12 protein-coding genes and 1 riboswitch are annotated in these 15573 nt (G+C 41.6%); of the genes, 11 read left to right on the top strand and 1 reads right to left on the bottom strand.

All coding sequences use genetic code 11. The annotated features are described in order from the left end of the window. Positions 1-19 precede the first annotated feature (19 nt). From WQ57_RS01280 to WQ57_RS01225, 11 genes are all read left to right on the top strand, one after another. Positions 20-2128: an RNA degradosome polyphosphate kinase gene (locus WQ57_RS01280; protein ID WP_046521874.1), complete on the top strand. Its 2109-nt coding sequence runs from the start codon at positions 20-22 to the stop codon at positions 2126-2128. Between the two features lie 462 nt (positions 2129-2590). After that, positions 2591-3736 carry a glucose-1-phosphate adenylyltransferase gene (locus WQ57_RS01275; protein WP_046521873.1) on the top strand — a complete coding sequence of 382 codons (1146 nt, stop codon included), beginning with the start codon at positions 2591-2593 and terminating at the stop codon, positions 3734-3736. 123 nt (positions 3737-3859) lie between these two features. Continuing rightward, positions 3860-5785, top strand: coding sequence for an FUSC family protein (locus WQ57_RS01270; RefSeq protein WP_046521872.1), 1926 nt, complete (start codon positions 3860-3862; stop codon positions 5783-5785). A gap of 463 nt (positions 5786-6248) precedes the next feature. Then, positions 6249-6503, top strand: coding sequence for a BrnT family toxin (locus WQ57_RS01260; protein ID WP_046521870.1), 255 nt, complete (start codon positions 6249-6251; stop codon positions 6501-6503). A 5-nt stretch (positions 6504-6508) separates the two neighbouring features. Continuing rightward, complete coding sequence (locus tag WQ57_RS01255; protein WP_052948614.1) at positions 6509-6919, top strand: CopG family antitoxin; 411 nt, start codon at positions 6509-6511, stop codon at positions 6917-6919. A 334-nt stretch (positions 6920-7253) separates the two neighbouring features. Then, a riboswitch (purine riboswitch) is annotated at positions 7254-7353 on the top strand. Between the two features lie 295 nt (positions 7354-7648). After that, a complete protein-coding gene (locus WQ57_RS01250) occupies positions 7649-8485 on the top strand; it encodes an ABC transporter permease (RefSeq protein WP_046521869.1) in 837 nt (278 codons plus the stop codon). Continuing rightward, entirely contained in the window at positions 8478-9257 is a 780-nt protein-coding gene (locus tag WQ57_RS01245) for an ABC transporter permease (RefSeq protein WP_046521868.1), read from the top strand. Before WQ57_RS01250 ends, WQ57_RS01245 begins: the two co-directional genes overlap by 8 nt. Before the next feature lie 39 nt (positions 9258-9296). Next, a complete protein-coding gene (locus WQ57_RS01240; RefSeq protein WP_046521867.1) occupies positions 9297-10337 on the top strand; it encodes an ABC transporter ATP-binding protein in 1041 nt (346 codons plus the stop codon). Between the two features lie 74 nt (positions 10338-10411). After that, positions 10412-11461: a polyamine ABC transporter substrate-binding protein gene (locus WQ57_RS01235; protein WP_046521866.1), complete on the top strand. Its 1050-nt coding sequence runs from the start codon at positions 10412-10414 to the stop codon at positions 11459-11461. Between the two features lie 77 nt (positions 11462-11538). Continuing rightward, complete coding sequence (locus WQ57_RS01230; RefSeq protein WP_046521865.1) at positions 11539-13245, top strand: adenine deaminase C-terminal domain-containing protein; 1707 nt, start codon at positions 11539-11541, stop codon at positions 13243-13245. A 1-nt stretch (position 13246) separates the two neighbouring features. Further along, on the top strand, positions 13247-14569 hold the full coding sequence (locus tag WQ57_RS01225; RefSeq protein ID WP_046521864.1) for an amidohydrolase: 1323 nt from the start codon (positions 13247-13249) through the stop codon (positions 14567-14569). An 85-nt stretch (positions 14570-14654) separates the two neighbouring features. Here the strand turns inward: WQ57_RS01225 and WQ57_RS01220 are convergent, their stop codons facing one another. After that, entirely contained in the window at positions 14655-15269 is a 615-nt protein-coding gene (locus tag WQ57_RS01220) for a trimeric intracellular cation channel family protein (RefSeq protein ID WP_046521863.1), read from the bottom strand. Positions 15270-15573: the final 304 nt, after the last annotated feature.

Here is a 15573-nt window from a genome sequence, read left to right as displayed (position 1 = left end):
AAGGGATAGGTGTGAAATCATGGAAAAAACAATTAACATCAATGACCCTAATTATTTCCAAAACAGGGAGATAAGCTGGCTTCTGTTTAATAAAAGGGTACTGGAAGAGGCAAACGATCTGCGCAATCCGTTGTTGGAAAGACTGACGTTTCTATCGATTTTCAGCTCCAATTTGGATGAGTTTATGATGGTTCGGGTAGCAGGATTGATGGATCAAGTGAATGCGGGGTTGACCAAACCGGAAAATAAAGCTGGTTTAACCCCGAAGGAGCAATTAGAAGAAATTTCAAAACTTACCCATGACCTGGTTGGCACTCAGTACTATACATATAAAACACTGTTGGCCAATCTGGAGGATGAAGAAGTTTGTTTTCTATCTGTGCAGGATCTGTCCGATGAGAAAAAGGCTGTCCTTGAAGATTATTTTGACCGGGTGATTTTTCCGGTATTAACACCGATGGCCATTGATGCCTATCGTCCTTTTCCATTGCTGGCCAATCGAAGCGTAAATATCGCCGTGGCTCTTTATGATGAAAGGAAGGATGCTGAGGATCGAGAGAAAAAGGCGATTGTACAAATTCCAAAAGGACTAGCCAGGTTCATTGAGCTTCCTTGCGATGAGAATAAGTATGAATTCGTTTTATTGGAGGATGTGATCGTCCATTTTATCCATAAATTATTCATTGGATTAACGGTGAAATCGGTCACGCAATTCCGGATTACACGAAATGCTGATCTGGAAATTCATGAAGAGGGTGCGCGTGACCTGCTTAAGGAAATTGAAGAAGAATTAAAAACGAGAAGATGGGGAGAGCCTGTACGTCTTGAAATATCAAAAAATTACAAAGATGATGAAGTAGTAGGCAATTTAATAAGAGAGTTGGAGGTCCATGAAAAATATGTTTATTTTATCGATGGCCCACTGGATTTAACCTACTTACCCAAATTCTCTAAAAAGATTGCTCCTGTAAAAGAACATCTTGTCTATAAACGATTAGTTCCCCAGCCGCCCAGAGATCTTCCTAGGGATGGTGCCGGGAAAGAGCAAAGTATCTTTGATATCGCCCTGGAACGGGATATCTTATTTCATCATCCGTATGAATCCTTCGAGCCAATTGTCGACTTTATCAGATGTGCGGCCGAGGACCCCGATGTATTGGCCATCAAGCAGACACTGTATCGGGTTAGTGAGCAATCGCCCATTATTGAATCGTTAATAAGGGCTGCTGGAAACGGGAAACAGGTATTGGTTCTGGTAGAATTGAAAGCCCGCTTTGACGAGGAACATAATGTCCAATGGGCAAGGGAGCTTGAAAAAGCGGGCTGCCTTGTGATCTATGGGAAATCCTATTTAAAAACACATAGCAAAATCACACTTGTCGTCCGGAGAGTAGGGGATGATATCCAGCGCTTTGTCCATTTGGGAACAGGCAATTATAATGAGCAAACGGCGAAAGCCTATACGGATATCGGCTTTATTACGGCACATCCAGAGTTCGGCAATGAGGCGACCAATTTCTTCAACTATTTAAGCGGGTTTATGGAAAAACCGGATTTCCAGCATTTTTCAGTTGCTCCCTTCGACATTAGGGACCGGTTAATTGAGTTGATTGACGAAGAAATTCTGTTCCATAAACAACATGGAAATGGCAGGATTGTCGCCAAAATGAACTCGCTGACCGACAAGAATATCATTCTAAAATTATACGAGGCGTCACAAGCAGGAGTGCAAATTGATTTAATTGTCCGCGGCATATGCTGCCTCCGGTCCGGCATAGAAGGTGTTAGTGAAAACATCCGCGTTCGGAGCATCGTTGGCCGGTTCCTTGAGCATAGCCGAATTTACTATTTTCATCATAATGGAGATACACAAATTTATCTTTCCTCCGCAGATTTAATGACGCGGAATATGGAAAATCGAATTGAAATTTCCTTCCCTATATATAACAGGGAAATCCAGGAAAGGATTATTGAAATCCTTCAAATTCAGTTGGCCGATAATGTAAAAGCAAGGGTACAAGATTCTAATGGTGATTATCATTATGTTCAAAAAGAACCCAATGAACCGGAAATCGAAAGCCAGACCTTACTCTACCAGTTCGCTTACCAAGTTTCGGATAGTTTTTGAAAAGTTTTTATGAAATAGAAAGTCCCTGGCACCTATCATGTAAAGCTGATAATTGCACTATTTATAATAAGCTTGGGTTATCACTTGGACAGGAATGATTATACATTTGAGTGTTTTACTTTCCGCGCTGTTCGTATTCTGGCTGCTAGTCGGCCGATTAACAAAACACTAATAATGAGCAAATGCCCCCTCTGGATGATTTTATAAATCTGGAGGGGTTTTTATTGTGGTTATTGTTTAAATACTTTGTCAGAATCGCACAAAACTTTTCCACAATAAAAATTTTAGTTTACAAATCCAATACAGCGGGAAGTGAAAGAGTGAGCAAACAAAGGGGTAATTAGATTTAGGAAGGATGGGTGAGGTACTTCCACGAGAAAGTTCTTTGAATTCAAGGGAATATTATTCTCTCCGGATAGTAATCGCATACCAAGAAACGACTTCTAAGGAGGAAAACTAGCAATGGGAAAAGAAATGATTGCCATGCTGCTGGCAGGCGGCAGAGGTTCGAGATTAAAAAAATTGACCGAGGATAAAGCTAAACCGGCTGTTCCATATGGCGGGAAATATCGAATAATTGATTTTGCTTTAAGCAATTGCTGTAATTCGGGGGTTCACACTGTTGGGGTGCTTACTCAATATCAGCACCATACTCTAAAGAACTACATAGGGACAGGTGATTGCTGGAACTTGAATAAGGGGGAAGATGGGCTCACCATCCTTTCACCGTATGATCGTGCCAACGAAAAAGGATTGTATGAGGGAACCGCTCACTCCATTTATCAAAACCTGGATTTCATTGACTCTCATGATCCGGAATATGTACTCATCCTGTCGGGAGACCATATTTACAAAATGGATTACAGCAAGATGCTCGAGCACCATAAGAAGCATTCTGCTGACGCAACCATATCGGTGATAGAGGTACCATGGGATGAGGCAAGCAGGTTTGGCATCATGAATATGAATCCTGATTCGAAGCAAATAACAGAGTTTGAAGAAAAACCGGAAAGTCCCAATTCGAACTTGGCTTCAATGGGGATTTATATTTTTAATTGGAAGGCCTTAAAACATATTCTGACAAGTGATAATCCGGATGGACTTGCATTTGAGGACTTTGGAAAAGATGTAATTCCCTATATGATTAGGGAAAATTATCACCTCTCTGCCTATCAATTTAAAGGGTACTGGAAGGACGTTGGCACGGTGGAGAGCTTTTGGGAAGCGAATCTGGATTTATTGCGCGGAGACCAAAATCCGCTCCTTGATGATAAAGAGTGGAAAATATATACGGCACAACCTTCCCAGCCTCCTTTGATTCTGGACGAATCGGCTCTCATAACCCAATCCGTGTTAAGCGAGGGGTGTCAGGTAAGTGGCCATGTTCAAAGGTCAGTCCTCTCACCTGGAGTTAGGGTTGGTAAGGGTACGATCATTAAAAACTCCGTAATCTTGCCTGGTGCCGTCGTCGGTGACAATGTCAAAATCGAAAATGCCGTCATTGATTCGGGAACGGTCATAGAGAGTAATAACAATATCGGCTATAGTCAGGAAGTTACGTTAATTGCAAGGAAGAAGGATCATCAAGAAGAAGAGATGAGCGCGTAAAAAGCAAAGGGGATGTGCCCTTTGCTTTTTTCTGATAGGCTTTTTTTATGGAAAAGGGGTACTCATAACAATAAAGTAATCTAAGCATAATGATAATAGAAATAATAGTAAAGAAGGATAAAGATGAGAGACAACCAATCAAACGGAATTGCACCTTCTATTTTTATGCAGGCGCTGAAAGTAAATAAGAAACCCTTCCCTTGGTTAAAAGCATTTAGTGCAGGGCTTGCTGCTGCTCTGCCTGTGTTGATTGGATTAGCCTTTGGCCAGCTGCAATATGGTTTAATTGCGGGCTTGGGTGGTTTTGCCTATTTATATGTTTTTAATATTCCATATGCGCAGCGGGCAAAGAAAATCTTTTGTGTCGTTCTTGGCTTGACCCTTGTTACCTATTTGGGAAGTATTAGTGCACCCTATCCATTAGCCGTTGCGATTTTAATGGGAATCATTGGAGCGGCCGCCATTTTTGTTTTCGGCGCATTAAAAATAGCCGGTCCTTCCGCCATCTTTTTCGTGCTGGTTTTCGCCATGGCAACAGGGATGCCGATTAACCCGGATGAAGCATTCTTAAGAGCGGGATTAGTGTTTCTAAGCGGCTGCTTATCTTGGATAATAGCGATGGCCGGCTTGTTTTTTAACCCGCATAGCCCGGAAACAGGTGTGGTGACTAGAGTTTATTTGCAGCTGGCGGACCTTTTGGATTCAGTCGGAACCACTAGATTCACTGAAAACAAGCATAAAGTAATGGAGGTTTTACGTGATTCGGAAGAGACTCTTTCAGCAAGTTATATTCCGTGGAGAACGACTGACATGTTCAATCGATTATATCTATTGAACATATCTGCCAATGAACTGTTTATCAAGGTGGTTGAAAAATTTTCAAATGCAGAGGCCTCATTGCCTAAAGAGTTGGGGGAATCGGCCCGATTGCTTGCACATTCTTTAGAAAAGCGTGATAAGCGGGAAAAGACGAGGATATTGCAGCCGGATAAAATGGAAAAGCAGGTAAGCCAGCTGTTCTCCATCATTTATAATGCTGAAGCCATCCTCAATGAACCGATTAGTAAAATAAACAAGTCGATTCAATTTGATCATGTCTCCTTAAAAACCATTTTTATGGGTGCGTTCGATAAAAATTCAATCGTGTTTATTTCGTCCGTACGCTTTGGAGTGATTACAGCCATTGCGGCGATTATTGCCTATCAGCTTGATTTTGCCCGTTCCTATTGGGTTCCCTTATCTTGTGTAGCCGTGATGTCGGGTGCAACCATTGTATCAACCTTTCACCGAGCGATTCAACGGTTTATTGGGACGGTCATTGGAATCGTCATTGCGGGGTTCGTTCTTTCCTTGAATCCATCCGGCTTTGTGATTGTGCTGTTTATTTTTGGATTAACCTTTGTGACCGAGTTGTTTATCGTGAAGAATTACGGATTAGCAGCTCTTTTCTTTACACCGAATGCACTGTTAATGGCTGAAAGTACGAGTGAAGGGATGTTAAGTTTTGCCTATTTTGCGGAGGCACGATTTATTGATATTATAATCGGCAGTGGAATTGGCCTATTAGGTGTTTATCTGACAGGGAGAAAATCCGCTTCCAGCAGGATTCCTCACTTACTGAGCAAAACCCTTCGAAGTCAGGCACAGTTCCTTTTTGTCCTTTTTTCGGATCAAGGAGAAGGATTTGCTGCAAGAAAAAGCAGGGAAAGAATGAAAATGAGAACCAATATAAATAACTTACAGACCTTGTATACCACCGCTTCGGGTGAGATTCCGGCTAATCGGAAGGCTTTGGATTATTACTGGCCTGTTATCTTTACCGTCAAGCATTTAGGATACTTATTGAAAAATTGTTCAAAGGAAAATAATAGGCCCAACCTTTCCGATGAAAAGTTAGCCCAAATTTTACTTGCCTTTGAAGCAATGGCGAATGCTGCGACACGAAATGTGTCGCCAAAGCCGATAGAAATTCCCGAGATAGAGGGTTTTCCTGGCATTCAAAAGGAAATTCAATTCCTGCAAAAAGAACTTGGGAAATCTCGGGAGTGAAGGGGAGTAGCCTGTGCATCTTAAGTCAGGCTTTATTGACCAAAAACGATTGTTGGCGGTACATATCGCTTTTTCAATGATTTTTCGTACAGGCAAGGTGTACATAGGCGGAGAAATTCCGGTTAATGTGTAAAACAGGGCTTCATGAAGCTCAAATAAGCGGAGAAATTCCGATTAACTTCTAAATATTGACCAAAATCAAAGAATTGGATGGCTATAAGCGGAAAAACCTCCCTTATATTCCAGGAAATATCGGTATTTCCCAATATAAGCGGAATTTCTCCGTTATTTTTTAAAACTAAGTTATGTAAAAGACTAAAATACTCGTAAAAAGGAAGGTCCTTGAGCCTTTCTTTTTTCATGGCCACTCTGGCGGACCTTTTATCCAAAAGTTGTAAAATAATAAGTGAGAGTTTATAATGTATATACGACGGTCTATACATATAATAAGGGAGAGGGTTCCATGTTTGATTGGGATAGAGAAAACATAGGACATCTTGCTAGACATAACATTACTCCTCAAGAAGTAGAAGAAATCTTTTCTGATCCTAACCGGTGCATTCATAATGCTCATAGTGGGAACAGAAAAATTGTAGGGATGTCAGAAGAAGGGCGAATATTGGCTATAATATACACAAAAAGAGAGAAAAAATTTAGGCCCTTTACCGGATGGGATGCCACTGAACGGGAAAGAAAATCTTATAACAAAAGGAGGTAAAAAAAATGAACGAGGTAAACAAAGAGGCAAAAGAGATGATAAATAAGATATTTGAAGATGAAGTAAGGGAGAAGTCTTTAAAAGAAAAGGAATATGACGAATTAGGCAGGCTGATCATCCATGACATAAGTGAAGTACCAGAAAATATGACTGAGGAAGAAACCGTTCGCTATTGGGAAACGCATGCCATGAGCGAGGATCTTATGGAAGAGACTTATATTGAAGAAGATGATGAAGACCTGCCACCCCCAAGAAAACAATCTACAAGACCAATAAATCTAAGAATCGAAAATGATTTATTAGTAAGGCTACAAAAAATCGCTGATATTAAGCAGATTCCTTACCAGACATTATTGAAGCAGTTTGTGGCAGAAAGAGTGTATGAAGAAGAAAAAAGAGAAAAAATTCTGACTTAGCCAACCGCCAATAACCACCAATTTGACATATAGAGATTTCAGGGAGAAGTGTTTAGCGCACTTCTCTTATTGTTTATACTCATATCAAACATCAGAATCAACTTCGAAACAACTCCTCCGCTGGTAAGAGTGGAATATTCATTTTCTTGGCATAAAAAGAGCTACATAACCCGATATTGAATGGTGTGACATTCCCTGTATTTTTCTTGATTTCTGCAGTCATTTTCTATTGCTCCCAGGGTTCAGGAAAAAATTAGGTAAGCAGGAGAACCGTCCCCTTGTTTCAAAAAAAAAAGCTTTTCAGATGATAATTATTTTGTTATGATGCAATAGTACTAAAAATGAATAGTTCTCTCATATAATAGCAGGGATATGGCCTGCGAGTTTCTACCGAACCCCGTAAAGGTTCGACTATGAGTAGCGATATCATGGTGTTCCGTCTCTTATTTACTAGTGGTGAGAGACCCATCTTATTTGGAGCCCAGGAAATATTGTTCACTCATGGCGGTGGAACATATTTCCTGGGCTCTTTTAATTATAATTAAATCGTTTGAACAAAAAAACGAACATTTTCTAATTGTATTATTTTTTTTCAACTCATTCAGCTTATAACACGAATGATTTTTGCGTAATTAACTAATATTGTTCGTTTAATGTGTTATCAAGGATAATTATCTTATCTATAATGATAAAAATATCTTAATAAAGTAATAGAAAGTGAGGCCAGATATGACACAGCGTAGAATTCCATATCTCATCCTGGCTCCAGGATTGATTCTTTTGATCTTATTTTTGGTGTTACCTCTTATCTCCATCATTTTTCCAACGTTCTTTGATGGAGGGTTCACCTTGGCCCATTATATTTCGTTCTTTATGGATGATTATAATGTGGGGATTTTTTGGAGGACCATAAAAATTTCCCTGATTGTGACATTGGTTTGTGTGTTGTTGGGAGTTCCGACAGCTTATTACATTTCGCAAAGTCCGAAAAAATGGCGCGGCCTGTTAATGTCTTTAACGTTGTTTCCGCTCTTAACCAATTCCGTTGTGCGAAGTTTCGCCTGGATTACGATTTTGGGACAAGGCGGAGTCGTGAATAACACGTTAATGGGTCTCGGAGTGATTTCCGAACCACTTACACTACTGTATACAGAGTTTGCGATTATCATTGGATCGGTGTATCTATTCCTGCCTTTGATGATCATTACCTTAGTAGGAATTCTGGAAAACATTGAGACAGAAATCATGGAAGCAGCAGAAACATTAGGTGCCAATCGTTTGATTGCTTTTGTCAAAGTGGTCTTACCACTAAGTGTACCAGGCATCATTGTCGGAAGCATTTTGGTGTTCACAGGAACGATGACAGCTTATACAACTCCGCAATTGTTAGGTGGAAACCGGAACATCATGCTGGCCACCTTCTTGTATCAAAATGCGACGGCGCTAGGCAACTGGCAAGGTGCAAGTGTCATCGCCCTGGTGATGATTGTGGCCACTTTAGTCGTGATGAAGCTATTTAACGTCGTTGCTGGACGGATGGATAAGAGAGGTGAGGTAAGTGCGTAAACAAATCGGTTTGAAAATCTTTGCGGGTTTGGTATTTGCATTTCTGTTTGTTCCATTGCTTATCATCGTTGTTACTTCTTTTGGGACCAACTCAACGATCCAATTTCCCATTCAAGGCTTCACACTTGACTGGTATGGCAAGGTGTTTGAAAACCAATCCTTTGTGAACAGCTTCCTTTTAAGTTTGCAAATCGCATTTTGGGGAACAGTTTTGGCCCTCTTGGTGGGAGTTCCGGCTGCCTATTCATTGGCTCGCCACAGCATTTTCGGGCGAAATTGGATTAAAAGCTTTTTCCTGTCACCTACCATCGTACCAGGCTTGGTTGTGGGGTACTCTTTATACCAATTTATTGTTATTCAACTGCAATTTCCGCTCATTCAAGGCTTGCTGCTGGGTCATTTCCTGATTTGCCTGCCTTATGTGATCCGTGTCGTAGGCTCAACCATTGAGCAACTGGATGGATCTATTGAAGAAGTTTCCTGGACGTTAGGCTGTACGAAACTGCAAGCATTCATGAAAGTCGTTTTGCCAAATATTACGTCGGGAATTTTTGCTTCCTTTATGCTGGCATTCATCAATTCTTTTAACAATATTCCGGTGTCGCAGTTTTTATCAGGACCAGGTGTAACCATGCTGCCCACAAGCTTAATGAATTACATTGAATACAACTATGACCCATCCGTATCTGCACTTTCTGTGATTCTAATGCTGGGAACCGTCGTCCTCATGTTCGTTATTGAAAAGACATTGGGGTTAGCAAGCATTTCATAGAAAGTGACAAGAAAAGACAGCAAAGGGGGAACCACCATCATGTCCTATGTGGAACTAAAAGATATTCGCGTGAGCTATGATCATAAAAATGATATATTAAAAGATTTGAATTTATCGATTGAAAAAGGTGAATTGGTCTCCTTGTTAGGGCCTTCCGGCTGCGGGAAAACAACCACTTTACGTGTCATTGCAGGATTAATTAATCCAAATGATGGAGAATTCCTAGTTGACAGTCAAAACTTGACAAAGGTGCCTGTCCATAAGCGTAAATTTGGCATGGTATTCCAAAGCTATGCTTTGTTTCCCCATCTAACAATCAGGGAAAACGTCGCATTCGGCTTAAAGCTGCGTAAGGAAAAAAAGAATGTAATCGACCAAAAAGTAAAAGATATTTTAGCGATAACAGGTCTGGAAGAGCTGGGCGATCGCTATCCAAAACAGCTTTCGGGCGGGCAGAGGCAACGTGTGGCATTAGCACGTGCCCTGGTCATTGAACCGAAATTGCTCTTATTGGATGAACCGCTTAGTAACTTGGATGCCAAGCTGCGTGTGGCGATGAGAATCGAAATTAAACGCATCCAAAGCCAATTAGGGATTACATCTGTGTTTGTCACTCATGACCAGGAAGAGTGTTTCTCGATTTCTGACAAAGTAGCGGTTATGAATAAAGGGATTATTGAACAGTTTGACACCCCAGAAGAAATTTATAAAAATCCGAAAACGGAGTTTGTTGCCCGCTTCATTGGCTTTGAGAACTTCTTTCAATTAACGAGAGTAGAAGAAGGGAAGTACAAAGCAGGAGATGGAACGATTTTTCTAAGCACCAGGCAGTGGGAAACAGATAAACGTACTGGAACGATACGCCCTGACGATATCGATATTGTGACAGGCACTGAGCCAAATGAAAATAACACAGTGTCCGGGACAGTTAAAGTTCGTACCTTCCTGGGCAAGTCTTACCAGTATGAAATTGAAACGCCGATCGGCGCTTTACTTGTCAACGAATCGGATGATGTGATTTATCAAGTCGGAGATTCTGTAACCTTGTCGATCCCAGCTCATAAACTGATCATCGTTTAATGGCAGGCTATAAAAAAGGTACCTTCGGAAAATCAAAGATATTAATCCATGAACTTTCAAAAGGAGAGAATATAATGAAGAAAAGAATAGGTTTAGCAGGTTTAACTCTAGTAACAGCCGGTCTGTTAGCGGCATGTGGCGGCGGCAGTGCAGCAAAAGAACAACAAACTTTGATTGTTTCCACTTTTGGTTTGGAAGAAGATAAAATGCAGGAAAATGTCTTCAAACCTTTTGAGGAAAAATACAATGTAGACATCGTGCTGGAAACCGGTACAACCTCCGAACGTCTTACGAAACTAAAAAGCAATCCAAACTCCACGATCGACGTTATTGAATTATCTCAATCCAGTGCGGCTGAAGGAGTGGGTGCAGACCTATTTGAAAAAGTGGATAGCTCCAATATCCCGAATATGGAAAACCTGATCGACAGCGCCAAAAAATTAGCTGCAGATGGTTCCGGCCCTGCCTACACGCTGAACAGTATCGGAATTATCTACAACAAAGAAGCGGCAGGCATGGAAATCAACGAATGGGAAGATCTTTGGGATCCATCCCTGAAAGGGAAAATTTCCATTCCTGACATCACATCCACCTTTGGACCAGCTATGCTTCACCTGGCAAGTGATCAACAGAACGTAGACATTACAACAGATAATGGAGAGGCAGCTTTTAAAGGCATCACGGAACTAGCTCCAAACGTTGTAAAAACCTACAGCAAATCTTCTGATTTAGCGAATATGTTCCAATCAGGTGAAATTGTCGCAGCTGTCGTGGGTGACTTTGCTGTTCCTATTATTACGGAATCAAATGCAAATGTAGAATATATCGTCCCGCAATCTGGAACATACGCGAACTTTAACACAATCAATATCAACAAAAACTCTAAAAATAAAGAAATAGCCTATAAATATATTGACTGGAGATTAAGCCAGGAAGTACAAGAAAAAACGGCTGTGGCTATTAATGAAGCTCCAACCAATAAAGAGGTTGTATTAGATGAAGAAACAGCCAAAAATAAAACATATGGTGAAGTGGCCGAACGTACGAAGATGGTTGATTCAGCATTCGTGAATCAGAACCTTGAATCCTGGATTAACCAGTGGAATCGAATTCTGAATAAATAAAAACGCAAGGAAGGAGAGGCTAAGGATGATACTTGGCCTTTTCTTCTTTTTAACCTTTTTAGATGGGGGAATAAGACATGAAGGTCGATTTAGCGATTATCCATGGACAAGTGTTTAACACGTTTACCAAAAAGTTTGAAAAGAAACATGTAACCATTAAAGGCGACAAAATCTACTATCTGACGGCCAGCGAATTGGAGCATGTGGAGGCTGAAGAAGTGGTGGATGCAACAAATCAATATTTGGTCCCGGGTTTAATGGATATTCATATGCATATTGAAAGCTCTATGACTTCCCCTTCGATTTTTTCAGAGACGGCATTGGCCCATGGAGTGACAACCGTTGTGGCGGATGCCCATGAGATTGCGAATGTGTTTGGGATGGAAGGTTTGGAAGTGTTCTTTTCACAACCAAGCAGGATGGATATATTCTTTGCCATTCCTTCTTCTGTTCCTTCGACGACGCCGGAACTCGAAACGACAGGTGGAATCATTGGGGTTGAAGAGGTGAAAAGGCTCTTGCGGCACCCGAAAGTCATCGCACTTGGGGAAGCAATGAACTTTAATGGGATTGTCAATGAACCAGATTCATTGATCAGGCAAATTTTGCGGGAGGTCCAAACGGAAAAACCCTTTATGCCACTAGAAGGCCATATTCCCCGAGTGTCGGGCTTGGAGCTGGCAAAGTTTTTATATGCAGGTCTAACGGCCGATCATACTCACCAGTCGCCGCAATCCATTTATGAGAAGATTACAAATGGAATGTTTCTGGAGTTGCAAAAGAAGTCGATTACACCGGAGAATATCGCAGTAATCGTTGAGAACCAATTTTATGAATATGTTGCCATCATTACGGACGATGTGATGGCAGATGACTTACTGGAGGGGCACTTGAATGAAAACGTCAAATTGGCGGTTTCATGCGGCATGCCAGTAGAACAGGCACTATACTGCGCTACTTATACCCCTGCAAGACGAATGGGATTCCAGGACCGTGGTGCCATTATCCCTGGTTTTAAAGCTGATTTTCTTTTGTTGGATGATGTTGAAACCCTGGATATTGCAGCCGTCTATAAGAATGGCCAATTAGTACATGAAAAAGGAAATGATTTTCGTTACCCAGAACAGAAACCTCGTTTTCCAGAGCATTTTTATCAATCCCTGATATGCCGTCCCTTAACAACGGAGGACTTGCATATTAGGGTGAAGACTGCGGAAAAGGTTATTGTGAACGCGATGCAAATTTCGAAGGTGGGTACATTTACACAACATGTAAAGCGGGAAATGAAAGTGATTGATGGATATCTAGATTGGGAAAATAGCGGACTAGCCTTGATTGTGGTGATGGAGCGATATGGGAAAACCGGGGATATAGGCTACGGATTTGTCGAAAACGCCCTAACTGAAAAAGGCGCGGTCGCAACCACCTGGGCCCATGATCATCATAATGTGATGGTGATGGGAACGAGCATGGAGGATATGGTCGTGGCACAAAAGCAATTATTGGACATGCAAGGCGGATATGTTGTTGCAGAAGCTGGAAAGGTAGAAGCGGTTTGTCCGTTGCCTGTTGGCGGAATTATCAGCGATGCACCAATCCAGAAACTGGGTGCCCAATTGAAGGAGGTACGGCAAGCCATGATTAAGCTAGGCTATCGCAACAGCAATGAGATTATGTCGTTTTCGACGTTATCCCTGCCCGTATCCCCGGCGATAAAAATTACAGACAAAGGGATGATGAATGTCCGTTTACAAGAAATGATTCCATTGGTAGAGGGTGAATGAGATGAAACTATTGGTTAAAAATGCCTGGATTTTAACCATGAATGAGAAGATGGAACAATTTCAAAACGGCTATATGCTAGTGGACGGGAATACCATATCGGAAGTGGGCGGGATGGATTCCTTACCAGAGGATATCCGCTATGATCAATGCATCGATGCCCGAGGAGCTATTTTGATTCCCGGTATGGTGAATACACATACACATATTGGCATGATTCCTTTTCGATCTTTAGGCGATGACTATCCTGATCGTTTACACCGCTTTCTATTTCCATTAGAAAATGAATGTATGAATGAACAATTAGCCTATACCAGCGGAAGGTATGCGATTGCCGAAATGCAGCTAGCCGGTGTGACAACTTTTTTTGATATGTATTATTTTGAACAGCAATTGGCAATCGCTGCAGAGGAAATGCATGGTCGTGCCATTTTGGCCGAAACCGTCCTTGATTCCATAACGGTAGATGTTGAAGAGCCAATGGGGGGACTGCAATACGCTGAACGGTTTATGCCGAAGTGGCAGGGACATGACCGAATTCACGCTTCTATCGCACCGCATGCCCCCTATTCCACTACCATTGAAGTGCTTCAACAAGCGGATGCCTTGTCTCAAAAGTACCATGTGCCATGGATGATTCACGTTAGTGAGATGGAATTTGAAATGAAAAAATTTCGTGAAGAACGGAATCAGACACCGATTGAATTTTTAGCAGAGATTGGTGTGCTGAGCCCAAGACTCGTAGCCGTCCATTGTATTCATTTATCCGATCATGATATAGAATTGCTAAAGAAGTATGATGTGAAGGTGGCACATTGCATCGGTGCCAACACAAAATCTGCCAAAGGGGTAGCCCGTATCCAGGACCTGTTGGCTGCGGGTGTAGAGGTGGGGTTAGGAACAGATGGCCCAAGCAGCGGAAACACCCTTGATTTATTTGCCCAAATGCGATTGTTTGGCAATTTCCACAAAACCTTTTTACAGGATCGCAGTGCTTTTCCAGCGAGAGAAATTGTCAGGTTGGCCACCTTGGGGGGAGCCAGGGTGTTAGGTCTGCAGGAGCAAATTGGCTCAATCGAAGCAGGAAAACAAGCTGATTTTATTTTAGTAGAAACCGATTCCGTCAATATGTTTCCTATTTTTGACCCGTATTCCGCTTTAGTTTACTCTGCTCATGCCGGCAATGTAAGAGACGTATTCATCGCTGGAAAGCAAGTCGTTGCAGAAAAAAAACTAGTCCATTTTGAATTAGCCCAATTGCGCCAAGAACTGATCCAAGCCATCCAAGATTGCGGATTCAAAAGAAAGGCATTAAAAGCCCTGTGAAACAGGGGGACGGTTCTGCTGCTTCATTCGTCCTCAAAATAAGTCAGAAAAAGCTCACGCGAATGTGAGCTTTTTCTGGTTGCCGTTATAAATCTTCTTTTGGGTTTTGAACCGGCCTGGTGGGCAAACTCCAGTTGAATCGGTGCGAGATTCCGCGCATGATTAAAGTAATAACAAAAACAATATACAAATGATAGGGTTCTGTTAACCAATCCATGCCTATGATAAACCCGGCAAAAATCGCCCACAGCAGATATACTTCCTGACGTAAAACGATTGGCCTTTGCTGGGCCAAGACATCCCGAACCATTCCTCCGCCTGCCCCCGTTATCGCAGCTGAAAACATGACAGCAAACAATGGCAAATTCATGGATTGTGCATACATAGCCCCTTGTACAGCAAATGCTGACAAGCCGATTGAGTCAAAAAAACTCCATTTCGTCAGCAGTTTCACGGCCTTGTTTGGCAAAAGAATGACAATGGTTATGGTGATAAGTGCAACGATAAAAAGAGTAGTCTGCTGCCATAATTCAATGATCGGAATGCCAGTAAAAAGGTTTCGAATCGCTCCGCCGCCAAATGCAGTAATCAATCCCAGAACATAGGCTCCAATAATGTCATATTTAACCTGCAACGCAACCAGTGCCCCGCTCATCGCGAAAGCAATGGTTCCAATCACATTCAACACATCCCAAACCATCTTACCCCTCCTAATGAATAAGTAAGTTTTCCCCATGCTTTCAATTTCAATACCTCTCAATGAAGTCGATGAAATACTGTAGGCATGAGACATATAGACGGAGAATTTCCGCCTATTCTATAAAAATGCAGTTTAGAAGCAGATATAAGCGGAGATATTCCGATTAACTGCTCTAAATAAGACAAAATTTAAAAATTCGAATCATATAACCGGAAAACCTTCCTTTATTTTAAAGGAAATATCGGCATTTCCCAATTTAAACGGAATGTTTCCGTTTATTTTTTCAACGCCGGCCAGGAAGAGC

It is taken from the genome of Mesobacillus campisalis (assembly GCF_000986785.1).
GTDB classification, from domain to species: Bacteria; Bacillota; Bacilli; order Bacillales; family Cytobacillaceae; genus Mesobacillus_B; species Mesobacillus_B campisalis.
This window is presented reverse-complemented; position numbering and strand designations above follow the sequence as displayed.

Bases quoted from the DNA above. Each gene is read 5' to 3' on its own strand.
- WQ57_RS01220 (WP_046521863.1), bottom strand. From the start codon at position 15,269: ATGGTTTGGGATGTGTTGAATGTGATTGGAACCATTGCTTTCGCGATG.
- WQ57_RS01260 (WP_046521870.1), top strand. From the start codon at position 6,249: ATGTTTGATTGGGATAGAGAAAACATAGGACATCTTGCTAGACATAAC.
- WQ57_RS01235 (WP_046521866.1), top strand. From the start codon at position 10,412: ATGAAGAAAAGAATAGGTTTAGCAGGTTTAACTCTAGTAACAGCCGGT.
- WQ57_RS01240 (WP_046521867.1), top strand. From the start codon at position 9,297: ATGTCCTATGTGGAACTAAAAGATATTCGCGTGAGCTATGATCATAAA.
- WQ57_RS01275 (WP_046521873.1), top strand. From the start codon at position 2,591: ATGGGAAAAGAAATGATTGCCATGCTGCTGGCAGGCGGCAGAGGTTCG.
- WQ57_RS01270 (WP_046521872.1), top strand. From the start codon at position 3,860: ATGAGAGACAACCAATCAAACGGAATTGCACCTTCTATTTTTATGCAG.
- WQ57_RS01250 (WP_046521869.1), top strand. From the start codon at position 7,649: ATGACACAGCGTAGAATTCCATATCTCATCCTGGCTCCAGGATTGATT.
- WQ57_RS01230 (WP_046521865.1), top strand. From the start codon at position 11,539: ATGAAGGTCGATTTAGCGATTATCCATGGACAAGTGTTTAACACGTTT.
- WQ57_RS01255 (WP_052948614.1), top strand. From the start codon at position 6,509: ATGAACGAGGTAAACAAAGAGGCAAAAGAGATGATAAATAAGATATTT.
- WQ57_RS01280 (WP_046521874.1), top strand. From the start codon at position 20: ATGGAAAAAACAATTAACATCAATGACCCTAATTATTTCCAAAACAGG.
- WQ57_RS01225 (WP_046521864.1), top strand. From the start codon at position 13,247: ATGAAACTATTGGTTAAAAATGCCTGGATTTTAACCATGAATGAGAAG.